This window comes from Micromonospora globispora (assembly GCF_003857015.1).
GTDB classification, from domain to species: domain Bacteria; phylum Actinomycetota; class Actinomycetes; order Mycobacteriales; family Micromonosporaceae; genus Micromonospora; species Micromonospora globispora.
Genome location: NZ_QGGF01000071.1, coordinates 1 through 22223 on the forward strand (window position 1 = coordinate 1; position 22223 = coordinate 22223).

The following is a 22223-nucleotide window of genomic DNA, read 5'->3' on the forward strand; positions in this document are numbered from 1 at the left end:
GAGAGGCCGGTCACGAGCTGGTCGAGCGGGCCGGGCGCGGAATCGTGCTCACCCCGGCCGGCCAGGTGCTGGCCAGCCACGCGAAGGACGTGCTGCTGGGATACCGCAGACGGGGTCACGTGCAGCGCCGCGGCGGCGGCGGTGACGCTGCCGCGCAGCGCGACCTCGTGCAGCACGCGGAGCCGGCGTACGTCAAGATCCATGTAGCTACGCTACAACAGCGATGAAGAACATTGAACTGGTCCTTAAGCGTTCGCTCGGGCAGCGTAGCCGGCATGAAAGCATCGCACCGACTTCTCGCCGTGCTCGTCGCCGCCATTTGGGGCGTCAACTTCGTCGCCATCGAGCTGGGCCTGCGCGACCTGCCGCCGCTCGTGCTGACCGCGCTGCGCTTCGTCGCGGCGGCGGTGCCGCTGGTCTTCCTGGTGCCGCGCCCCCGCGCCCGGCTCCGCTACGTGGTCGCCTACGGGCTGGTGCTCGGCGTCCTGAAGTTCGGCGCCCTCTTCACGGCGCTCGCGGCTGGCATGTCCGCCGGTCTGGCCTCGCTGGTGCTGCAGGCGCAGGCGCTGATGTCGGTGCTGCTGGCGGCGGCGGTGCTGGGCGAGCGGCCGGCGCGGGCGCAGGTGGCCGGCGTACTGGTCGGATCGGTCGGGATCGGCGTGCTGGCGATCGGCAGCGGCGGCCACGCCACGGTGATCGGCTTCGTGCTGACGCTGTTCGCGGCGGCCAGCTGGGCCGTGGCAAACCTGGTCATGCGGGCCAGCGGCGAGACGCGACCGCTCTCGCTGCTGGTCTGGTCGAGCCTGGTGCCGCCGTTGCCGCTGCTCGGCCTGGCCGGCGTGGTCGACGGCGGACAGGCGGTGCTGGATGCGATCACCGGCCTGTCGTGGCGCGGGCTGCTCGCCGTGGCGTACGTCGCGTACGTGTCGACCCTCGTCGGCTTCGGGATCTGGAACCGGCTGATCGCCCGGTACTCGATCGCGCGGGTGGTGCCGTTCAGCCTCCTGGTGCCGGTCTTCGGGCTCAGCGCGGCGTGGCTGTTGCTCGACGAGCCCGTCGGCCCGACGGAACTGGCCGCGGCCGCCATCGTCCTCGCCGGGCTGGCGCTGGTGGTCCGGCGTTCCACGGCGGACCGCAACAACGCCACGGCTGCGAGTGAGGGCCGCGAGCCCGAGTACGCCCCGGCCGCGACTGCCTAGTCCGCGGCTAGGGCTCGTCGCTGTCCGTCGTCCGCGACTACAGCCAGCACGGGCGTGCCTCCCCGGCGTTGTCGACGCCCGCCACTGAGTCGGCTCAGGTGTTCGTGACGCGGGTGCCTCCGCGCTTCTTCGGGGGTGGCGCGGTGGACTCGCGCACCACCAGCTGCACCGGCATGACCTCGTCGACGGTAGCGGCCGCCTCGTCCACGAGCTGGCGCATGAGCGCCTCACCGGCGCGGTGTCCTTGGCAGAGCACGTCCTGGCGCACCGTCGTCAGGCCGAGAGCTTCCGAGAGGACGTGGTCGTCGACTCCGATGACGGACAGGTCCTGGGGTACGGCCAAGCCCGACCGCCGGGCAGCGGCCATGACGCCGAGGGCCATTTCGTCGGATGCGGCGACGACCGCGGTGGGGCGGGACGGGCCGTTCAGGACCGCCATGATGTCGCGGGCCGCCCCGACGGCCGTCCAGTCGGACTCGATGACCCACTCCGGCGGGCAGCCCAGCCCCCGCTCGGCCAAGGTGTCCGCGAACGCCCGGGCCCGGTCCTGGGGGGTCTGCAGGTCGGCGCTGGCGTCCGGCACGCCGCCGACGTAGGCGACGTCGGTGTGCCCGAGGTCCAGGACATGGCGCACCGCGATCCGCATCGCCTCCTTGTCGTCGATCCGCACGCACGACCAGTCGCGGATCCGGTGGCCGATCGTGACGACCGGCAACCCGAGACGCTCGATGAGCGCCTGCTCCTGCTCGTCGAGCGCGGTCGCCAGGACGATCACGCCGTCCACGCGCTTCCAGAGCATGCTGTGGCTCAGGTGCAGCCGAGTGCCGAAGGACTCGCCCTCAAGGTCGATCAGCAGGACGTGGTGGTCGTGGCGGCGCAACGCCTTTTCGATCCCGCTGATCACCGTGGCGAAGAACCACCGGGCCAGGAACGGCACGACGACGGCCACGACCTTGGTGCGCCCGCTGGCGAGGGACGACGCGGTCGGGGACGCGACGTAGTGCAGCTCAGTGGCGGCCTGCACGACGCGGGCGCGCGTCTGCGGGCTGACCCGGTCGAGACCGCGCAGCGCGCGTGACACCGTGGCGACCGATACACCCGCCGCCCTGGCTACATCGTTGATGGTGCTCATGACAGCCAGGCCTAGAGCTGGATCTTCCGCCGTGCGCGGGCTGCCAGGAGCAGCAGCACGACGAGCACCGCGAGCAAGAGCGCGGACAGGCCGGCGGCCTGCCCGCGCAGCTCCAGCAGGACGGTCTGGATGAACGCCATCACGGTGAAGAAGCCCAAGATGCCGATAAGCATGTCCAGGCGCTGGGCACGGGCACGTGGGTGGCTGCCCGTCCCGCTCCCGGGGTTGAAGATGCCCATGGCGTCCTCCGTCGCCGCCGTCAGCCCTTGACGCCGCCGGCGGTCAGGCCGGAGACGATGGCGCGCTGGAAGAACAGCACCATGATGATGAGTGGCACCGTGACGATGGTCCCGGCGGCCATGACGGCCGTGTACGGCTCTTGGTGTGGTTGGGCACCGGTGAAGCTCGCGATGGCGACAGTGACCGGCTGGGTGTTGGCGGTGGCGAACTGGGATGACAGCAGGAACTCGTTCCAGGAACTGATGAACGCCAGGATCGCGGTGGTGAACAACCCGGGCGCTGCCAGCGGGAGCAAGATCTTGCGGAACGCCTGGCCCTGGGTGCAGCCGTCCATGCGCGCAGACTCCTCAAGCTCCCACGGCATCTCGGAGAAGAACGCAGTCAAGGTGTAGACGGTGAGTGGGAGCGCGAAGGAGATGTTGGGGATGATCAGCGCCTGGTAGTTGTACCCCGTCAGCCAGCCCCACGAGGAGAACATCTGGAACAGCGGGGACACCAGCGCGACACCGGGGAACATCGAGGCCCCGAGGATGAAGCCCAGGACGAGGTACTTACCCGCGAAGTTCAGCCGGGAGATCGCGTAGGCGGCGAAGACGCCGACCAGCATGGCCAGCGCCGTCGTGACGACCCCGATGATGAGGCTGTTGAGCAGCGCATGGGCGAAGTGGTTGCCACGGTCGGTGGAGAACGCCGTCTGGAAGTTGTCCAGCGTCACGTGCGTCGGCCACGGGGTGGTGTCGAAGGTGTAGCCCACGTCGCGGAACGCTGTGACGATCATCCAGTAGAACGGCGCCAGGCCCCAGACGACGATGAGCAGCAGGCCGGTGTAGCCGCGGATGTTGCGCCAGCGTCCGCTCTCGACGTGGTGCTCGCGGGTGACCGTGGCCCTGGGTGTGACGGTGGCGATGGCCATGGCTGTCAGTTCCCTTCCACGGTGGACTCGACCGTTGCGTTCTTGGGCAGTACCGGCTTCTCGCCACGCTTGCCCTTCGGCGGACGCTGCACGACGTCGGCGCCGCCGAACCGGATGAACAGGAACGCGACGAGCGCGATGACGAGGAACACGATCGTCGAGAGCGCCGAGGCGCTGTGGAAGCCCTCGCGGATCTGCTTGATCACGAGGATGGACAGCGTTGTCGTCGCATGACCGGAGCCACCGCCACCGCCGGTGAGGATGTAGGGCAGGTCGAAGATGCGCAGCACGTCGAGCGTGCGGAACAGGATCGCCACCATCAGCGGCACCTTGATCATGGGCAGGGTGATCCGGGTGAACGTCTGCCAGCGCGACGCCCCGTCGATCTGGGCGGCCTCGTAGACGTCGGAGCCGATCAGCTGCAGGCCGGCGAGGATGAGCAGGGCCATGAACGGCGTGGTCTTCCAGACATCGGCGAAGATGACCGCGAAGCGCGAGGGCCACGTGTCACCGGTCCAGAGCAACGGGTCGACGCCGACGAAGCCGAGCAGGTGGTTGGCAATGCCGTCGTACGCGAAGATGAAGAACCACAGCTTCGCGGTGACCGCGGTCGGGATGGCCCACGGCACGAGAATCGCGGCGCGGACCAGGCCGCGGCCGCGGAACACGCGGTTCATGATGGTGGCGAACCACAGGCCGAGAACCACCTCGATCGCCACCGAGACGACCGTGAAGAACACGGTGACCCCGAGCGCTGGCCAGAACAGCGACCCGATGTTGCCCGGCGGACAGGTGCTGGTGCCCGTCGCGGTGCCGCACTGCGCCAGCAGCCAGTGCTTGTAGTTGTCCACGCCGGCGAATCCGCCCTCGACGAACATCCCGGTGGCCTTGTCCAGGCCCGAATCGTTCTGGAAGGACAGGAAAATCGCCTTGACCAGCGGGTAGACGATCACGACGCCGAGGAGGACGACCGTCGGCGCCACGAGGAAGAGCGCGCGGCGGCCCTGGCCCGCGTTCAGCCCCTTCCTCCTCTGCTCGTGACGCGGGCTCGTGCGCCTCGCCTCTGCGCCCTCGACGGTGGTGCTCATGTGGGCCTCCTTGCCCAAAGGTGCGGCTCAGATACCGCACTGAAGCCTGCCGAGCGGGGTCCTGGTTGCGGGACCGGGCGGCTTGCCCGGCCCCGCACCCGAGGGGAGTAGTGCAGGTCAGTGGGACGCCGAGGCGATCGCTGACTGCATGTCCTTGATCGCCTGATCGACCGGCTTGTCACCCTTCATCGCGGCGTAGGCGTTGTCCTCGATCGCGGTCGTCACCGCCGGGTAGAAGGGTGTGACCGGACGGGGGACGGCATTCTCGATCGAGGTCTTCAGCGTCGGCAGGTAAGGGGCCTTGGCGACGAGGGCCGGGTCGTCGTACATCGAAGCCACCACCGGCGCCAGGGAGCCCTTCTCCATGAAGAACTTCTGCTGGGCGTCCTCCTCGATGAACTTCAGGAAGTCGAAGGCCGTCGCCTTGTGCTTGGAGTAAGCGCCGATCCCCTCGCTGTGGCCACCGAGGCTGGACGCGCCGGGGCCGCTCACACCGGGCAGGGGAGCCACGGCGAACTTGTCCTTCACGACCGAGGAGCCGTCCGTCTTGGCCAAGTTGTACACATAGGGCCAGTTGCGCAGGAACAGCAACTTGCCGGACTCGAACGCCTGGCGGCCCTGCTCCTCCTGGAAGGTGATGGCCTCCTTGGGGATGTCACCGTTCTTGTAGTGGTCGGCGAGCATCTGCAGGCCCTTGACCGACTCGGGGGAGTCGACGGTGGGCTTGCCCTGGTCGTCGACGATCTTGCCGCCAGCGGTGTTGATGGCCTCGGCGGCATTGACCGTCAGGCCCTCGTACTTCGCGAACTGGCCCGCGTAGCACCCCATGTTCTTCTTCTTGGCGATGCTGCACATGCCCCACATCTCGTCCAGCGTCTTGGGCGGGGTGGGAACGAGGTCCTTGCGGTAGTAGAGCATGCCACCGTCACTGGCGAACGGCGCGGCGTAGAGCGTGCCGTTGTAGGTCGCGGCGGCCACTGTCGGCTTGAGCAGCTTGCTGGTGTCTAGCGCGAACTTGTCCTTGAGCGGCACGAGCCAGCCCTTGGCGGCGAACTCGGCCGTCCACACCACGTCGGTGGTGACGATGTCGTAGCTCGGGTCCTTGGCCTGCATGTGCTGCACGATGTCGTCGTGCTGCTGGTCGGCCTGGTCGGACTGCTCCTTGAGCGTGACCTTCTCGTTGGGGTGCGCGGCGTTCCACTTCTCGATGGTCGCCGACCAGACGTTGCTGTTGTCCTTGCCGGTCACGAACGTGATGGGACCTCTGGAGTCGGCCCCCTGCGCTGCGCTGTTGCTGTCGCTCGACGAGCCTCCGCCGCACCCCGCGGTGGTGAGGGCCACAGCTGCAGCCGCTGCGAGCACCGCGTGGACGCGGCGCCTTCTCTTCTGCTGGGCCATCCGCCCGCCTCCTATCGTTGGCGTGTCAGGGGTCGATCGCCTTGACACTGTGATCTCCGACACGGAGTAAAAGCGCTTGCGCACCGACTCGCAACCGGTGGCGGTGCGGCAGCCGATAACGATTGGATAACCACCGCAGGCGGGGTGGAGCTGGTGGCGGACTTGCCATGCGCCATCCCGTGAGGTGCAAACCTTGTGCCGGATGGAGCTGTCGATCTTTGATCCCGGCATCAGCCAGGCGCGCCCCATGATGGCAGCACGCTGCACCCATGCCCGGATGCACCACCGCCTCGTCCGGCAACTCCCCGCGGCCGCGCGGGAACCTGCCGGCCCGGATGTAGAACTTCAGCAGCAGCGCGAACCTTATCTTGAGTTCGTAGAGCGATCATGGCTCTGAGCTTGGTGTATGCCAGGTGGACAGTGTCGTTCACGGAGCCTTTCGGCCCGTGCTCGGCATCTTGGGGATTCCTCGCACCGGCGTCGCAACAGACGCCCTGCTGCTTCGCGACGCGAACTCCTCGCGCCGCCAACCCAGGTAGGCGGCCGCGTCCCACTTGCTGACGCTGGCGGCGATCCACGCCTGCCGCTCGGCCACAATGGCGCCGAGCGCGTCGACGTCGACGGCGTCCAACTGCCGGCAGTCCCACAGCGGCCATTCCTTGTACCAGCCCGGTGTCCCCGTCGGGCACCGGGTAGACGTTCAGCTCGTCGATCTCCCGCTGGTGCCGGCGCAACGCCGCCAGGCCGGCCTCGCACCACCGGCGCAGCGCGGCATCGTCGAGGCACTCCAGCAGGGCGAACAGCGTACTGGCGTCCCCTGACAGCGACCCCTCAGCGGCTCGCCTCCGCCACCAGCGGGATGCCCTCGCGGTAGGTCGACACCGCCGGAGCCCAGCCCAGCTCGCGCCTGGCCTTCGCGTTGGAGACACGCATCGAGGTGGTCACGATCGCATGCAGGTACGGGATCGCCCGCAGCATCCAGGTGGGCACCCGCCACGGTCGGCGCATGCCGAGCTCGGCCGCGAGCGCGTCCAGGTAGTCGGCCCAGCGCACCGGCTCGTCGTCGACGATGTTGTACGCCTGTCCGGCGCGCCCCTTCTCCAGCGCGGCCACGGTCGCGGCGGCGGCGTCCTCCAGGTAGATGAAGTTGACGAACCCGCCGCCGGACGAGGGCACCGGCAACCGGCGCTTGCGCACCAGGTTGATGATCATCCGGGTGAAGCTGTCCTGGCCGTAGAAGGCGCCGTAGCGCAGCGCGATGCCCTCCATCTCGTCGGCCGAGAACACCTGCTCCTCGGTGGAGCGAATGGCCGTGACCCCGTCTGCGAGCGGGCCGGGCTGCGGTTCGGCGAACGGGTCGTCCTCGGTGATCACGTGCGGGCCGTGGTCGCGGTAGCCGTACCCGAGCACGATCGACTGGGTGAGGAAGCGGTGGGCGCCGACGGCGCGGGCGGCCGCGAGGAGGTGGGCGGTTCCGGTGGTACGCAGGGCGTTCGTGCCCTGCATCGCCTCCCGCATTTTCGTGGTGCCCAGCGCGGTCAACTGGTGCATGACCGCGTCGGCCCGCACGTCGCGCACGGCGGCGAGCAGGTGCTCGCGGTCCAGCACGTCGGCCACCACGGCCTCCGCGCCGGCGGTGCGCAGCCGCTCGGCGTTGGCCTGACTGCGGGTGATGCCGACGACCTGGTGGCCGGCGGCGATGAGCTGCCGGGTGAGCGGTGTACCGACGGCGCCCGAGGCGCCTGCGAGCAGTACTCTCATGGCTTCGGTCCCTTCGTGCAGGTCTCACCCGTGGGACGGGGCACCGGCCGGGCATGTGGCGACCTGGCGGTGTGGTACCTCGCACAGCGGGCGTCGCCCCTGGTAAATGCCCCGCCGGTCAGCTGATTGGCTACCCACCCCGGGGATCAGGCAACCTTGCCAGGTTGCCGGCGTGAGCGGCGCCGGTGACCTGACCGCCTTCGTTGAGGCGTCACGTTTCAGCAGCGGCTCGGTGTTAGGCGAGGCCAGGCCGTGTTGGCGTCCATTCCAGCCACAGCTTACGCTCGTCTCGCACGACGCCCAACCGGTAGTCCGCCGGTAGGAGTTCATCGGGGAACGAGACGGCGGCGAATGGGTTGTCGAACCTGAGGATCGACGGGTTGTCGGACTGCCACGGCCTCCAGCCGCGAAGGGCGACCACACAGGACAGCTCCTGATGTTTGCCCGCTGGGCGCTCTCGGTTTCTGCCGAAGAAGCCGTTGTTGGCGCGCTTGACTTCGCCGGAGTTGACCAAGAACTGTTCTCCCAGCAGGGCGTCCTCGAACTGGTCAACGGTGCACGCCGAGTCCCAGGCACCAACGAAGATCGCGAGCGGTTTGCCGCGTGTGTCGTACCGCTTCTGCACCTTCTTTTCGAGTGCAGACCGCAGCCGCAGGAAGGAATCCACGAAGCCGCCGATTGCCTGACCGGTGCCGACCATCCGGTCCGTTGGCTCCGGCGGCGAGCTTGAACGTCGACGTAAGAAGCGGAAGCGGAGCTCAATCCCGTCCGCCGGCTCGATCAGTGCCCACTGGGCGTCGGTCAAGTCCGAGGGGTAGCCAATACGAGCAGACATCAGCGTGACCCTGCCGGCCGGATCGTTGATGTCACGTCACCACGCTGTCCACATCAGACCAGCTCGAACAGGCACTTAGGCGGGCGAGCCGGTGAGATCGGCCATTACTTGACGGAGGGTTGTGGCGAAGCTGACGGGTTGCATGAAGTGGCCGAGGTGGCCGCCTGTGATCGGGGTGCAGGGGATGTTCAGCCGGCGGGCGAGCTCGCGCGCGCTCTGACCGTAGAACGTGGAATCGCTCGCCACACCTGCCAGCACGGCGATCGGCGCGCCGGTGCGGGCAAGCCGCGCGATGTTCGGCAGGTAGCTGACCGCATGGGGCAGCTCGTGCCGCAGAGAGAAGGCGCGTTCTTCGGTTCCGCCCGAGAACGGAGGTATGGCCGGTGGGATAAACCCCTCACCCGGGCCGCTTCCGGCATGCACCGCGGTCATGAACTGGGCGAAGGCGGCCTCCGTGTCGTCGGCGTGGGTGATCTGGTCGAAGAACGTACGCCAGGTAGGCGCATCGGTCAGGAGTTCGATCATGATGGGTTCGTGCACGATCAGCGCCTGAACGAGGGAGGGATGGCGTGTCAGCAGGTCGACGGCGATGACCGCGCCATAGCTCGTCCCGAAGACGGTCGACCTTCCGCCAGCCACGTGGTCCAAGAGTTGGGCGGCGAGGTCGGCCTGGTCCGACACGGTGTTGTCACGGTCGCGCGGACCGGAGCTACGGCCATGGCCGGGCAGATCGTAGGTGATGACGGTCCAGCGATCGGCGAGTTGGCTGTCCAGCGCCTGGTAGACGGCTGACACACCCGGTCCACCCGGGATCAGCAGCAGCGGTGGGCCGCTGCCATGGATCTCGTAGAAGATCTCCGCGTCGCGATGCGGGAACAGGCCCACGACTACCCCGCTTTCCTCTCGGCAATGACTGGTCTAGAGCTTGCCCTTGATTTCGGCGTTCATCAACGTCTCTTCTTAGGCCAGCCGAAGGCCGAGCTACGACGTGGGAAAGAACATCAACGGCTGTATTCATCGTCACCGACACGCTCGGCCTCCTCATCGCCGTCAGCGACGTCGCGGCCAGCGGGCAGGACGCAACGGCGCCAACTTCGCCCCGCTGTGCACGTACCTGGCCACCCCGATCGGTTCGTCTTCGACGCCGGCTTCGCCAGCAAGCTCGTTGGCCCGCCGTCTCACCCGTGGCAAGCCAGCCAGCCGTCACCCCGCTGGCGCGAGCCCGGCACATCGACATAGCGCACATCTCAACCACGCTCTTAAGTAGACGATTTAGGTCCTTGTGCCAGTCGTCGTCCGCGAAGAAGGGCCGCTCGGGTCAGTCTCTCTCTCCCTCCCCCCGCCCGGCTCCTCCGAGCCCCAGTCGACGGTGGTACTTGCGTCGAGGTTCGGTTGTGCGGCCACGGGCAGCCACACGCGCATGGTGGACCGGCCCCGTTCGGCCCAGTCGTGGTACGGGATGAGAGGGACGTCGATCGACACCGAGGGCGCCGGCTCCAGTGAGTGCTCGGCGTAGGGCCAGGCCAGGCCACGTCCAGGTTCCGCGGCCGCCGCGACGAGACGCACCAATGGTTGGCCATTGCGGTCGTCGACGGGCGCCGCAACGTCGATCCGGATGTCTGCGACGTCGCTGACAGTTCCGTGGCTCGCGAGGTCCAGGTCGATGGATTCGAGGCAGTAGACCTCGGGCCCCCGTTCGACGGCGACACAGCCGCGCACCGCGTCGATGCTGGGATCGGGGTGGGTCAGGCGCGGCCGCATCGGCAGGACGAGCTCGACCACGTCCCCGGTGTGGAAGGCGCGGCGCACGGCGGCCCACCCCTTGTTCGCCTCTGTGGTGATGACCTCACCGGCTGCCGTGGTCACCACCAGCTCGGTTCCGTCGGCCCACTGGGGCACGCGGATCGAGAGGGTCCATGGGTCAGCGGCGTCCCGTGTCGCGGTGAGGCGAACGCATCCAGAGCGGGGGTAGTCGGTCTGTACGTCGAGGGCGACGAGCTCACCATTGTCCAGCCGGGTCTGGATGCTGCAGCTGGCGAACTGGTGGAGCTGGAGGCCTTGAGCGTCGGCCGTGGCGACCAGCGCGTCGAGGCTGGCGAAAGTGCGTGCGACGTTCGGGGGGCAGCAGGAGACCCCGAACCAGGGGGCCCGGAGGGAGGACTCGGCGCGCAGTGAGGCGGTGTCCGGGTCCGGGACAGCCCCGGGGGTCCGCTGGTGCAGGGTGTTGGCGTAGTAGAACGCGGTCCCGGACGCCGAGGGGGACGTGGCGACCACGTTGTAGAGCGTCCGCTCGATCAGGTCGCCGTACTGGGTGGCGCCGCGGGCCAACAGCAGCCGCCAGCTGAACATGATCGAGGCGATGCTGGCGCAGGTCTCGGAGTAGGCCCGGTCCGGCGGGAGTACCCAGTCCTCGCCGAACGCTTCGTCCTGGTGGTGGGAGCCCTGACCTCCGGTGATGTACGTGCGCCGGGCCACCGTATTGTCCCATTGGGTGACCAGGGCGGAGAGAAGGTCGTCGTCACCGGTCTCGACCGCGACGTCCACCGCGCCGGCCGCCAGATAGTTGGCCCGGACGGCGTGGCCACGCAGCACCGTGGCCTTGCGCACCGGGATGTCGTCCTGGAAATACTGCTGGCCCCACTCGATCGGACGCAGCGTGCCGGTGCCGCGGCGGGTGACGAACAGCTGGGCCTGCCGCAGGTAACGCTGCTCGCCGGTGGCGCGAGCCAACTCCGCCAGACCGACCTCGACCTCGGCGTGCCCGCACACGCTCTGGATGCCCTCGGGGCCGAAGACCTCGCAGACCAGGTCGGCGGCGCGGCAAGCGATGGCCAACAGGCCGTCGTCGGCGTCCGGTCGGGTGCGGGCTCGCGCCACGGCGGCCTGGAACAGGTGGCCGAGGCAGTACAGCTCGTGGCCCCACTCCAGGTCGGACCACCGCGGTGCCTGCCCGGGCCGCCCGAAATTGGTGTTGAGGTACCCGTCGGGTTCCTGGGCCCGGGCGACGCGGTCGACCAGGTTCCGGAAGGCGCCTTCCAGCTCGTCGTCGCCGGTGCGGCCGATCTCCCAGGCCAGCGCCTCGAGGTACTTGTAGATCTCGGAGTCGGAGAACTCGCGCCCGCGCCGGCCCTCGGCCAGGGAGCCGTTGGCAGCGAGGTCGAAGTTTGCGATCCAGCCTTCACGCTCGAGCCAGTGACCGATGTGCGGCAGAGTGTGCTGGCGGTTGACCGACTGGCGCTGTGCCCAGAAGCCCCCGGTGATGTGGACCTCGTCCAAGCCCAGCGGGCGCAGTCGCCCGGTCCTGGGGGCCGCGGGGACGAACCCGGCCCGATGGTGGGCGGGCCTTGGATCTGTGATGGTCATCGTGGGGTTCATCCTTTGAAGGCGCCGGACATGAAGCCGCGGACGTAGTGACGTTGCAGGAGCAGGAACAGGACGATGCAGGGCAGGGCCAGCACGACGACCCCGGCTTCCGTGGCCCCGTAGTCGATGACTCCCTGCACCTGGACGCGCAGGTTGGAGACGGCCAGCGGCAGGGTGAATCTGTTCGAGTCGTTGATCAGGATCAGCGGGGCCATGAAGTCGTTCCACGTCGTCAGGAAGGCGAAGAGACCGACGGTGATCAGTCCGGGCTTGACCGCCGGTAGCAGCACCCGCCACAGCGCGGCCCAGGAGGAGCAGCCGTCGACGAGGGCCGCCTCGTCCAGCTCGCGGGGGATCGCCTCGAACGAGATCCGCATCATGAAGGTGGAGAACGGCAGCTGGAACATCGTCAGGACCAAGGCCACGCCGAGGAGCGAGTCCTGCAGGCCCAGCTGGTTCAGCAGGACGTAGAGCGGGATCAGCATGGTTGCGTACGGAACCATGAGGATCGCCAAAGTGGTCAGGAACAGCACGTTCTTGCCGGGGAAGGTGAACCGGGCGAACGCGTACCCGCCCAGCAGCGAGATCGCCAGCGTGAGGACGACGGTGGTCAGGGAGACGAATGCCGAGTTGACGAGGTACTGCCAGATGCCGGCCTGATAGTCCGCCAGCGTGCGGTAGTTGCCGAAGCCCCACCCGTCGGTCTGGTTGGTGCCGGCGTGCGGCGAGACGGATGCGGCGGCTGTCCAGCCCAGCGGGAACAGGAAGATGACGGCCAGACCCCCCGTGAAGATCCAGTACGGCGTGCGAAAGACCAGACCCGCGATGCTTGTCGTGGGGGGATGGCGCACGGGACCAGACCTTGCCGGTGTTGCCTTCCCGATGGCGGCGCCGTCGCCCCGCGAGGAACGGTCGGACTGGCCGGTATCCGGGTCGTTAGCGGCATGAGCGCTGGCGGGGGTTGGTGCGTGGCTGCTCATGTCGCTCTCACTTCTCGTCCGGGTTATGGAAGGCCCGCAGCTGCATGGCATTGATGACGACCAGGGCGATGAGGGCGATGACCGAGAGCGCGGCGGCCACTCCCAGGTCGTTCTGTCCCTGGAACGCCATCGTGTAGATGAGCTGAACGACGGTGATGGTGCTGTTGTCCGGGCCGCCCTTGGTGAGGATGTAGAACTGCTCGAAGGCCAGCAGGGAGCCGGTGACGCACATGATGGTGGTCAGCGCCAGCGTCGGCCTCAGCAGCGGAAGGGTGATCCGCCGAAACGTCTGCCACCGGGACGCGCCATCGATCCGCGCTGCCTCGTAGAGCTCGGCGGGGATGCCTTGCAGGCCCACCAGCATCAGGAGCATGTAGAAGCCGGCGAAACGCCAGACGATGAGAAACACCGTGGAAAACAGGGCGGCGTTGGGGCTGCCGAGGAATGTCCAGCCGAGCTTCTCCATCAGGTCCGCGGCGGGCCCGGCGAACGGCGAGTAGAGCACGTAGAACAGCAGGGACGCGGAGGCGAGACCAAGGGAGCTGGGGATGAGGAAGGATGCCCGCAGCAGGCCCTTCCAGCGGCTGGACTCCTGCACCAGCAGGGCCAGGCCCAGGCCGAGCGCTATGAGCAGGGCGGTGGCCAGGACGGTGTATTTGAGCGTGAAGACCACCGAGTCGGCGAAGAAGCGGTTGTTGAAGACTTTGGTGTAGTTGTCCGGGGCGTTGACGCCCTGGTCACCGGTGAGCAGCGGCCAGCGCGAGAGCGACATCCTGACCACCAGCAGCAGCGGCACAACGAACAAGACCGCTACGAACACCGCAGTTGGCGAGACGTAGAGCCACCCCTTGACGGCCTCACCCCGTCGTGCGGGTGATGGCGGGCTCAAGCGTCGGCGCGACCGTCTGTCTCGGCCGGACATCATGGACACACCCATGGCGTGGTCCTCCAAATAGCGGCTGCGCAATGCGGCGAGCGGAGCAGCCCGGCGCCGGACCCGGGCGCTCGACGGACCGAGCCCGGCACCAGGGGCGGGTGGACTACTGGGACAACACCGAGGTGATCTGCTGGTTGTTCGGCTGCAGGTCGGTGCCCTCGCTGAGGACGCAGTCGCGAACCAGGCTGAGCCACGGGCTGTTCGTGGCGTTGTACGCCTGCTGGAAGTTCATCGCCACCGGGGTCTGACCCTTGCCCGCCACCTCGTTGATGGTCACCAGCCGCGGGTCCTTGGCGGCGTACTTGTTGTTGGCAAGGTCCCCACGGGAGACCACGTCGTTGTCCTTGGCCAGGACCTCGATCTGAGCCTCCTCCGACATCATCCAGTTGAGGAAGCTCCAGGCCTGTGCGGCTTTCTTGGAGTCCTTGGAAATGCCGATGCCGTCACCGCCGACGAACGTGGACGCCCCGCCGCCGGGGCCTGGAATGCCCGCGACGCCGACGTCGAACTTGGTCGACGACAGCAGCGTGGCCGGGTAGAACATCAGGCCGACCTTGCCCTCGGTGAACCCCGCGGTCCAGGTGGGGCCGGCCTCGTCCTTCGACGAGGGCAGCACAGCGCCGGACTTCCACAGGTCGCGCCAGGTGTCGAAGACCTTCTTGCTCTGGTCGCTGGTGAAGTTGGCCTGCGTTCCGTCGCCGTTCATCACCTGGCCGCCCGCAGCCCAGACGCTCGGGAACCAGGTGAAGACCAGACATCCGCCGCAGTTGAGCCCGGTCGCGGTGCCGTACACGTCCTTCTTGCCCAGGGCCTGGATTTTCTTGGCCGCTGCGGCGTACTCCTCGAGAGTGGCGGGCGCCTTGTTCGGGTCGAGCCCGGCTTCCTTGAACAACGCCTTGTTCCAGAAGAGCATCGACAGGTCCAGCACGAACGGCAGGACGTGCTGCTTGCCGTCGACGGTTCCAGCACCCAGGTGACCCTTGTTGATCGAGTCCTTGAAGCCCAGCCCGTCGATGTTGGCGCTGATGTCCCGGAACAGACCCTGCTTCACCCAGTTCGGCACGTAGACGATGTCGGCGGCGAACAGGTCCGGCAGACCCTTCGACCCTGCTGCGGCGCCCACCTTGGCGACGTAGTCATCGTTGGGGACGACGGTGAGGGTGACCTGGTTCTTGTGGCTCTTGTTGTAGGCCTCGACCAGGAGCTTTGCCTGCTTCTCCAGAGGGGCTCGCGTCCACAGCGTGAGCTGGCTGCCGTCATCGGTTCCGTCCGCGGCGACGCTGACCGCCGCGCCCGGCGCCGCGTCGCTGCCACCGCTGCCACATGCGGCCAGCGCGAGGACGGCCACGCTGAGGCCTACTACCGTGACGCTACGTAGACCGCCTCGCCGGTGGAATATTTTCATCCCTACTCCTCTGCCCATCGTTGAGCGGGAGCCGCGGCACGGCTCCGGTGGTGGTGCGAAAACCTTGCCGTGTTGCTAGTGCCGGTGATACGACGACGCCCCCATGGGGCGTGGCCCACGATGCGTCACGGTCCGCCGTCTTCCTGGAAGATCGCGAGGTAGGCCGTGGCCGACCCTTACCTCCGAAAAGACCGAAAACCTTTTCCGTTTCGTGTAAGGTAGTGGCCGAGGTCACACTCGTCAAGCACTTGGTGCGACGTCTTGACGTAGGGATCGGCCCCATGGCGAACCGTGGGGCGCAATGATGAGGAGAGCGCATGGCTGGCAAGGACCACGTCGGCGGCAGCAAGGCGGTGACCCTGACGGACGTGGCACGGTTCGCCGGCGTCTCCGTGGCCACGGCGTCGAAGGCCCTCAATGGTCGCAGTCAGGTTGCTGCACACACGCGGGCGCGCGTGCTCCAGGCAGCCGAGCAGCTGTCCTTCGTCCCCAACACGCTTGCGCAGGGTTTGCTGGTGGGGCGCACCGGAACCGTCGGTCTGCTCACCAGCGACCTCCAGGGCCGGTTCGTCATCCCGATCCTCATGGGCGCAGAGGACGCCTTCGGTGCGGGCCGCATCAACGTCTTCCTGTGTGATGCGCGTGGAGACACCATCCGTGAGCAGCACCAGCTCAAAGCGCTGCTGAGTCGGAGAGTGGACGGTCTGATCGTGGTGGGGAGCCAGACCGACCGGCGTCCCTCTGTCGGCCACGACCTTCCGGTCCCCGTCGTTTACGTCTACGCTCCCTCGGACGACCCGGACGATCTGTCGCTCGTCCCCGACAACGTGGCCGCCGGGCGGCTCGCCGTCGAGCACCTGCTCAGCTGCGGACGGCGCCGCATCGCACACGTAACTGGTGACCCCTCTTACGCAGCCGCCCAGGACCGGGTCAAAGGCGCGCTGGAGGCGCTCGACGCCGCCGGTTTGGAGCTGGTCGGTGAAGTGATGTACTCGGAGTGGTCGGAGCGCTGGGGTCGCGACGCAACTGCGGTGCTGCTCGAGCGGTACCCAGACATCGACGCAGTCCTGTGCGGCTCGGACCAGATCGCAAGGGGAGCGTTGGACACCGCGCGCGACCAGGGGCGGAAGGTGCCGGGCGACATCGCTGTCATCGGGTTCGACAACTGGGATGAGATGGTTACCAACTCCCGACCGGAGCTGACCAGCATCGATCCCAACCTGCAACTGCTTGGCCGATCCGCGGCCCAACGGGTGTTCGCCGCTCTTGACGGTGACGAAATGGGCAACGGCGTGCACACCCAAGCGCCTCGTCTGGTCATCCGTGGCTCTACGGTGGCCCGCCGGTGAGCTGAGGGTGTCCACGCTGCGCGGGTCCGTGCTCCTGGAGCACCGCGCGCAGCCCGGTGACCGGCCGAGGGCTGCCCAGTAGCGCTGCCGAACGGTGACCTGGGCGATCCGGCGCGGCCCAGGGCCAGCAGATGACTCGCCGTAGACGTAGGCGAGTGGGACGGGCCACATGCCCCTACTGCGCGCGGTGGGTCAACCAGGTGTTCCGCTCCGCGCGGATCGGCAGATTGAAGCGCCGCATGGTCTCGGAGAGCCCTGCAGGGTTTCGCGGGCGACGCGGTGGAACCGCCGTGCGGTGAGTTCCATGATCCGTGTGAGCGGGAGGGCGGAGCGGCGGACGATCAACTCGCCATCGAGCACCGCGCCGGGTGAGGTCGCTTCCGGTGTTGGACCGGCACATCGCCAAAGGTCCGAGACGAGCCCACACGGCGCTGGTCAGCGTCGTCACCGGCATGGCCGGCATCGGCAAGACGAAATCGCGAACGTGACACATTTTTGCATTCGTGTTTTCGATCACTCTACCCGTATGGGCGTTTAGCCTGCCCGGCCCGGGCCGGGCCGGACGTCCATGTCGGTGACGGCGACTGGCTGGTTGCAGGTGTTGCAGTAGAGGGTGGCGTGCAGTGCGTTGCCGCAGGAGCGGTGGTGGGTGAGGCGTGGGGGTCCGGCGGGTCCGGCCAGGTGCCGGTCGCCCCAGCGCATCAGGCCGACCAGCGGCACGGCGAGTTCGCGGCCGAGGTCGGTGAGCTGGTAGTCGAACCGTTGCGGCCGTTGCTGGTAGGGCACGCGCTGGAGTATGCCCGCGTCGACGAGGCGTTTGAGCCGGTCGGTGAGTACGTTGCGGGCGACGCCGAGGCTGTGTTGGAAGTCGTCGAAGCGCCGCAGGCCGAGCAACGCGTCGCGGACGATGAGCAGGGTCCACCGTTCGCCGAGGATTTCGAGGGCGCGGGCGATGGAGCACACCTGGTCGTCGTAGGTCCGTCCGAGCATGTCCGCCAGCATATTGGGTGTTGGTTGCGTGATGCCACTGTGCGGTGATGAGGTCCGCGACGTGTGCGGGCTCGTCGACCTGGACTAGTGGCCGGCGTCCGGTAGCAGGTGTAGCTCGCTGTTGGGGAACAGCGCCGCGAACCGGCGAGCGACCCGGGTGTTGAGGTACCGGTCGCGGGCGCCGAAGATGACGCGTACCGGCGGGACGAACCGCCGTAGCTCGTCAACGTGCCGCAGGCGGGTCAGCACGGCCGGCGACGGGTCGTCGTTGAGAGGCCAGAACGCGGGCCGGGCTGGCAGGAAGTCCGCGTACAGCTGCGTCACGAGCATGTCGCGGATCTCGGGGTCGCGGATGAACCCGCCGACCTGCCACGCGTACGGGCGACGGTCCAGGTCCGGACGTCGGCGCACCACGGCACGGCCGCGTTGCGCAGCAGCGACCTGGTTCGTGGCCGTGTAGGGGTAAGCGCGTGGCTTGTCGGAACGGCCCCAGCCAAGGAAGTCAAAACGCACCACGGCATGGCGCCCGGCCAGATGCGGCATCAGCCGGTCGTACAGGTGGGTGTTGTCGGGGAAGCCATGCATCAACACCAGCGGTACTCCGGTGCCGGGCGTCACCTCGGCGTACAGCCGGTGCGCTCCACGTGGCACGGCGAGTTCATGCGCGGTCGGGATCATCTGATCCTCCCCCTAATGAGTTGCGTGATGCTACTCACCCGGATAGCGTTCGTTGCATCAAGCAACCAACGTCTTGGAGGAACAGGTGGCAAGCAAGCCTTGGCGCACATTTCTGATGGTCTCCATCGGCGTTTTCGCCACACTCCTGGACCTGTTCATCGTCAACATCACCTTTCCTGACCTGCAGCGCGACTTCCCCGATGCCGACCTGGCCCAGCTGTCCTGGGTCCTCAACGGATACGCGATCGTCTTCGCCGCCTTGCTCGTGCCCGCCGGGCGCCTGGTCGACCTGTACGGCCGCAAACGCGGTTTCCTCATCGGCCTGACCCTGTTCACCCTCGCCTCGGCCGCCTGCGCCGCCGCCCCATCGCCGAACCTGCTCATCGCCGCACGGGTGCTTCAGGGTGTCGGTGCGGCAATCATGACGCCCAGCTCCCTGGGCGTGGTGCTGCCCGCCTTCGCCCCGCGAACCCGCCCGGCCGTCATCGCTGCATGGGCAGCCGTCGGAGCCATCGGCGCCGCCGCCGGCCCACCGCTCGGCGGTTTGCTGGTCCAGGCCAGCTGGCGGTGGGTGTTCCTGGTCAATCTGCCACTGGGACTCGTCTGCCTCTGGTACACGGCCCGCCGGCTCGACGAATCCCGCGACCCGCACGCACACGGGCTACCCGACCTCGCCGGCACCGCGGCCCTGATGCTGGGCATCGGCTCGCTGACCCTGGCACTGATCAAAGGACGCGAGTGGGGCTGGGACGCAACCGGAACCCTGGCCGCCTTCGGCATCGCCACTGCGATGATCACCACGGCGGTGGTGCGCTCGGCCCGTCACCGCGTACCCGTGCTGGAACTGCCGATCCTGCGGATCCCGTCGTTCGCGCTGGCCGTCGCGGCCGCCTGCGTGTTCTTCGCCGCGTTCGCCGCCCTGCTCCTCGCGGGAGTGCTGTTCCTGACCCAGGTCTGGGGCCACTCCATTCTGAAGGCGGGCCTCGAACTGTCCGCCGGACCGCTGGCCGCGCTGATGTTTGCCGCCGTCGCCGCCCGGCTCGGGCCCCGCATCGGCATGGCCGCCATCGGCGCGATCGGCGGACTGCTCGTCGCGGCCGGTATGACCTACAACGCCGCCCGTCTCGGCCTGACCCCCGACTATGTTGGCGCGTTCCTGCCCGGACAGATTCTCGCCGGCGCCGGGATCGGCCTGTCCATGCCCGCCTTCACCGCAGTTACCGTCGCGGCGGTCGCACCAGCCCGCTTCGCCACCGCCATCGGCATCTCAGCGATGTTCCGGCAAGTCGGCGCAGCCCTGGGCGTCGCCGCGTTCGTCGCCATCGTCGCGACACCCACCCCCGCCACCGCGATAGACGCATACCGGCACGGCTGGGTGTTCATGGCCACCGCAGCCACCGTCGGTGCCCTCCTCATGCTCGCCGCCCGGTTCGCGCCAACCTCCAGTCCAGCTGGCGCCGCCGAGGCACCACTCTCTGCAGCCACACACCCGACACTGCCGGTGCACTGATTCAGCGTGTCGTAATCCGCCGTTCGCTCGACTACCCACCGGAACACGCCCAGTCCGGAGCCGTGAGGTTGACCTCGGCGGGCGATCCGCGGACGGATGCCCCCCGCGCGGCTGGGTCGTCGAGGCGGGCCGACCGGGGGCCGTGCCGGCCTGAACGAGCCCCCTCGCCTTGGGCATCACGGCGAATCACCCAGGTTGACCACTTAACGCGGTGACTGCCCCCGGCCGGGAACCCAGCCCGGGGCGGACACGTCGTAGGACGCATGACAGGTAGCAGCGTCCGCGCAGGCCATCGAACGGACGCCACCGGCGTTCCCCGAGTCATGACTCCAGCCCGAGTCACGGGACTGGCCCTGGTCGCCAGCCTGGCCCTGGTCACCGGATGTACGGCGGAGCCGGTCCCCGCGCCACCAGGTGACCGGAAAGTGCCGGCCGGGTCGTTCCGGCTCGTCGCGTTCGACTCCTGCGCGGAGGCGCTGCAGCAGCTCAAGACCGCCGTCAAGGCGTACGTCGGGCCCTGGGGGTTCGGACCGAACGGGGACGTCCGTACCTTCGGCCGCGCGGAACAGGCCGGAGCGCCCGCCGCGAAGCAGGCGGATGCGGCGCCCGGGGCCAACGCGGCAGGCGCGGGCGACACGGCGGCCGGAGCTGCCGCCCCCGGCTACTCGGGCACCAACACGCACGAGGCGGGGGTCGACGAACCGGACCTGGTCAAGACCGACGGCAAGCGGATCGTCACCGTCAACCACGGCAAGCTGTACGTGATCGACCCGGCCACCCGCCGGCTGACCGGGGAACTGAAACTGGCGCCCGGCGGGTTCGAAGACAGCCTGCTCCTACAGGGTGACCGGGCGCTGGTGCTGCTCCGCGAGGGGTGGGCCGGTGTGGCGAAACCCGCCGTCCCCGAGGGAGGCGGGCGCGCCGCCCCGGCAGATGGGGGCTCTTCCCCGATGCCGGGCGACATCGTCGGTCCCCGGCTGATCATGGTCGACCTCTCCGGCGCGCCGAAGGTCATCGGGGAGTACCGGATCGACGGCGATCTGGTGGACGCCCGCCAGGTGGGCGCGACGGTCCGCGTGGTGGTCCGCTCCGCGCCCCGGCTGACCTTTCCGTACCGGGAACGGGCCACCGACGGGCAGCGCGCCGCCGCCAACCGCGAGATCATCGACAAGGCCAGCGCCGACGACTGGCTGCCCCGGTACGAGGTCAACTCCGGCGGGCGAACCAGCACCGGACGGGTCGGCTGCGACCGGGTGAGCCGGCCGGCCAGCTACTCCGGCACGTCGCTGGTGACAGTGCTCAGCTTCGACCTCGGTGTGGCCACGCTCGGCGCCGGCGACCCGGTCACCGTGATCGCCGACGGCGACACCGTCTACAGCAACGGACCCCGGCTGTACGTCGCCAACGACCAGCGCTGGCGGGTGCTGCCGATGCTGACCGCGCGGAACGCGGTAGCCGATCCCAAGGACCAGACCACCGAGATCTACCAGTTCGACACCTCGGGCACAGCTGCCCCGCGCTACGTCGCCGCGGCGTCCGTGCCGGGCTGGCTGATCAACCAGTACGCCATCTCGGAGTGGGGCGGGCACCTGCGAGTAGCCACCACCAGTGGCCGTACCTGGGGCGACAAGGCCGACTCGACATCCAGCGTGTACGTCCTGCGCGCCGACGGCACGACACTGACCCAGGTCGGCAAGGTCACCGGACTGGGCAAGGGAGAACGGATCCACGCCGTACGGTTCGTCGGCGGCACCGGGTACGTCGTCACCTTCCGGCAGACCGACCCGCTCTACACCGTCGACCTGCGCGATCCGACGGCGCCGAAGGTGAGCGGCGAACTGAAGATCAACGGCTATTCGGCGTACCTGCACCCGGCCGGCGAAGGACGGCTGCTCGGCGTCGGACAGGAAGCGTCCGACCAGGGCCGTGTCCAGGGCACCCAGCTCTCGCTCTTCGACGTCTCCGATCCGGCCAAGCCGACCCGGATCGCCCAGTATCACGTCAAGCAGGGGCACTCCGAGGCGGAGTTCGACCCGCACGCGTTCCTCTACTGGCCGGCCGAACGCCTGGTCGTGGTCCCACTGACCGTCTACGGCACGGGCGCCGTGAGCAGCCCTCGTGCGGTGAACGACCAGACTGCCGTGGGCAGCCCGGGCCTGCCGAGCAACGTGGCGCTGGCGCTGCGGGTCGGCGACGGTGGGTTCACCGAGGTCGGCACGGTCGACCACACGCTGGGCACGGGGCATCCCGAGGAGCTGGCGCCGATCCGCCGGTCACTGGTGGTCGACGGAGTGCTCTGGACCGTCTCCGACGCTGGCCTCAAGGCGACCAGCCTCGCCACCATGAAGACCATCGGCTGGCTGCGTACGGCGTGACCCTGGCGTCCGAAGTGGCTCGCCGTTGGACGGCGGTGCCGTGCATCCTGGCCAGTCACAGTCACGGCCT

The 22223-nt window shown here is 68.3% G+C and carries 21 protein-coding genes and 1 pseudogene; 5 read left to right on the forward strand and 17 right to left on the reverse strand.

Translation table 11 applies throughout. The annotated features are described in order from the left end of the window. Positions 1 to 203, reverse strand: a 203-nt coding sequence (locus tag DKL51_RS02335) for a helix-turn-helix domain-containing protein (RefSeq protein ID WP_124811669.1), incomplete at its 3' end; no start/stop codon positions are given. Positions 204 to 275: 72 nt separating this feature from the next. On the opposite strand from DKL51_RS02335, the gene DKL51_RS02340 reads away from it, so the two are divergent. After that, on the forward strand, positions 276 to 1199 hold the full coding sequence (locus tag DKL51_RS02340) for an EamA family transporter (RefSeq protein ID WP_124811670.1): 924 nt from the start codon (positions 276 to 278) through the stop codon (positions 1197 to 1199). A 94-nt stretch (positions 1200 to 1293) separates the two neighbouring features. On the opposite strand, the gene DKL51_RS02345 is transcribed toward DKL51_RS02340, so the two are convergent. From DKL51_RS02345 to DKL51_RS02365, 5 genes are all read right to left on the reverse strand, one after another. After that, a complete protein-coding gene (locus DKL51_RS02345; protein ID WP_124811671.1) occupies positions 1294 to 2331 on the reverse strand; it encodes a LacI family DNA-binding transcriptional regulator in 1038 nt (345 codons plus the stop codon). An 11-nt stretch (positions 2332 to 2342) separates the two neighbouring features. Beyond that, a complete protein-coding gene (locus tag DKL51_RS02350; RefSeq protein ID WP_109944529.1) occupies positions 2343 to 2570 on the reverse strand; it encodes a hypothetical protein in 228 nt (75 codons plus the stop codon). Between the two features lie 20 nt (positions 2571 to 2590). Then, positions 2591 to 3484 carry a carbohydrate ABC transporter permease gene (locus DKL51_RS02355; protein WP_124811672.1) on the reverse strand — a complete coding sequence of 298 codons (894 nt, stop codon included), beginning with the start codon at positions 3482 to 3484 and terminating at the stop codon, positions 2591 to 2593. Positions 3485 to 3489: 5 nt separating this feature from the next. Next, positions 3490 to 4572 carry a carbohydrate ABC transporter permease gene (locus tag DKL51_RS02360; protein ID WP_109944531.1) on the reverse strand — a complete coding sequence of 361 codons (1083 nt, stop codon included), beginning with the start codon at positions 4570 to 4572 and terminating at the stop codon, positions 3490 to 3492. A 117-nt stretch (positions 4573 to 4689) separates the two neighbouring features. Continuing rightward, a complete protein-coding gene (locus DKL51_RS02365) occupies positions 4690 to 5820 on the reverse strand; it encodes an ABC transporter substrate-binding protein (protein ID WP_207786193.1) in 1131 nt (376 codons plus the stop codon). A gap of 352 nt (positions 5821 to 6172) precedes the next feature. On the opposite strand from DKL51_RS02365, the gene DKL51_RS34665 reads away from it, so the two are divergent. Beyond that, positions 6173 to 6367 carry a hypothetical protein gene (locus tag DKL51_RS34665; protein WP_185734679.1) on the forward strand — a complete coding sequence of 65 codons (195 nt, stop codon included), beginning with the start codon at positions 6173 to 6175 and terminating at the stop codon, positions 6365 to 6367. Positions 6368 to 6397: 30 nt separating this feature from the next. On the opposite strand, the gene DKL51_RS34670 is transcribed toward DKL51_RS34665, so the two are convergent. The 8 genes from DKL51_RS34670 to DKL51_RS02405 all read right to left on the reverse strand — a co-directional run bounded on the left by DKL51_RS34670 (position 6398) and on the right by DKL51_RS02405 (position 15194). Further along, positions 6398 to 6601, reverse strand: a complete 204-nt coding sequence (locus tag DKL51_RS34670; RefSeq protein ID WP_185734680.1) for a hypothetical protein — start codon at positions 6599 to 6601, stop codon at positions 6398 to 6400. A 200-nt stretch (positions 6602 to 6801) separates the two neighbouring features. Continuing rightward, positions 6802 to 7731: an NAD-dependent epimerase/dehydratase family protein gene (locus tag DKL51_RS02375; RefSeq protein WP_124811674.1), complete on the reverse strand. Its 930-nt coding sequence runs from the start codon at positions 7729 to 7731 to the stop codon at positions 6802 to 6804. Between the two features lie 235 nt (positions 7732 to 7966). Next, on the reverse strand, positions 7967 to 8536 hold the full coding sequence (locus DKL51_RS02380) for a hypothetical protein (protein WP_123809655.1): 570 nt from the start codon (positions 8534 to 8536) through the stop codon (positions 7967 to 7969). A 105-nt stretch (positions 8537 to 8641) separates the two neighbouring features. Continuing rightward, positions 8642 to 9451 carry an alpha/beta fold hydrolase gene (locus tag DKL51_RS02385; RefSeq protein ID WP_109944536.1) on the reverse strand — a complete coding sequence of 270 codons (810 nt, stop codon included), beginning with the start codon at positions 9449 to 9451 and terminating at the stop codon, positions 8642 to 8644. 387 nt (positions 9452 to 9838) lie between these two features. Next, positions 9839 to 11929 (reverse strand): glycoside hydrolase family 127 protein, encoded by a 2091-nt coding sequence (locus DKL51_RS02390; RefSeq protein WP_124811675.1) that lies wholly within the window; start codon positions 11927 to 11929, stop codon positions 9839 to 9841. 8 nt (positions 11930 to 11937) lie between these two features. Continuing rightward, positions 11938 to 12780, reverse strand: a complete 843-nt coding sequence (locus tag DKL51_RS02395) for a carbohydrate ABC transporter permease (RefSeq protein WP_243420644.1) — start codon at positions 12778 to 12780, stop codon at positions 11938 to 11940. A gap of 136 nt (positions 12781 to 12916) precedes the next feature. After that, positions 12917 to 13705: a carbohydrate ABC transporter permease gene (locus DKL51_RS02400; RefSeq protein WP_260428346.1), complete on the reverse strand. Its 789-nt coding sequence runs from the start codon at positions 13703 to 13705 to the stop codon at positions 12917 to 12919. A 244-nt stretch (positions 13706 to 13949) separates the two neighbouring features. Further along, positions 13950 to 15194, reverse strand: coding sequence for an ABC transporter substrate-binding protein (locus DKL51_RS02405; RefSeq protein ID WP_243420643.1), 1245 nt, complete (start codon positions 15192 to 15194; stop codon positions 13950 to 13952). A 374-nt stretch (positions 15195 to 15568) separates the two neighbouring features. Here DKL51_RS02405 and DKL51_RS02410 point away from each other — a divergent pair, with 374 nt between their 5' ends. Further along, positions 15569 to 16600, forward strand: coding sequence for a LacI family DNA-binding transcriptional regulator (locus DKL51_RS02410; protein ID WP_109944540.1), 1032 nt, complete (start codon positions 15569 to 15571; stop codon positions 16598 to 16600). A gap of 534 nt (positions 16601 to 17134) precedes the next feature. Here the strand turns inward: DKL51_RS02410 and DKL51_RS02415 are convergent. Together DKL51_RS02415 and DKL51_RS02420 are read right to left on the reverse strand one after the other, a co-directional pair. Continuing rightward, positions 17135 to 17590 (reverse strand): winged helix-turn-helix transcriptional regulator, encoded by a 456-nt coding sequence (locus tag DKL51_RS02415; protein ID WP_109944541.1) that lies wholly within the window; start codon positions 17588 to 17590, stop codon positions 17135 to 17137. Positions 17591 to 17674: 84 nt separating this feature from the next. Next, positions 17675 to 18268, reverse strand: coding sequence for an alpha/beta fold hydrolase (locus tag DKL51_RS02420; protein ID WP_207783828.1), 594 nt, complete (start codon positions 18266 to 18268; stop codon positions 17675 to 17677). A 73-nt stretch (positions 18269 to 18341) separates the two neighbouring features. Here DKL51_RS02420 and DKL51_RS02425 point away from each other — a divergent pair, with 73 nt between their 5' ends. Further along, complete coding sequence (locus tag DKL51_RS02425; RefSeq protein ID WP_124811676.1) at positions 18342 to 19778, forward strand: MFS transporter; 1437 nt, start codon at positions 18342 to 18344, stop codon at positions 19776 to 19778. A gap of 20 nt (positions 19779 to 19798) precedes the next feature. Here the strand turns inward: DKL51_RS02425 and DKL51_RS02430 are convergent. Next, positions 19799 to 19900, reverse strand: a pseudogene (locus DKL51_RS02430) (IS5/IS1182 family transposase); the annotation flags it as partial. 201 nt (positions 19901 to 20101) lie between these two features. On the opposite strand from DKL51_RS02430, the gene DKL51_RS02435 reads away from it, so the two are divergent. Further along, positions 20102 to 22153: a beta-propeller domain-containing protein gene (locus DKL51_RS02435; protein WP_185734678.1), complete on the forward strand. Its 2052-nt coding sequence runs from the start codon at positions 20102 to 20104 to the stop codon at positions 22151 to 22153. Positions 22154 to 22223 lie beyond the last annotated feature (70 nt).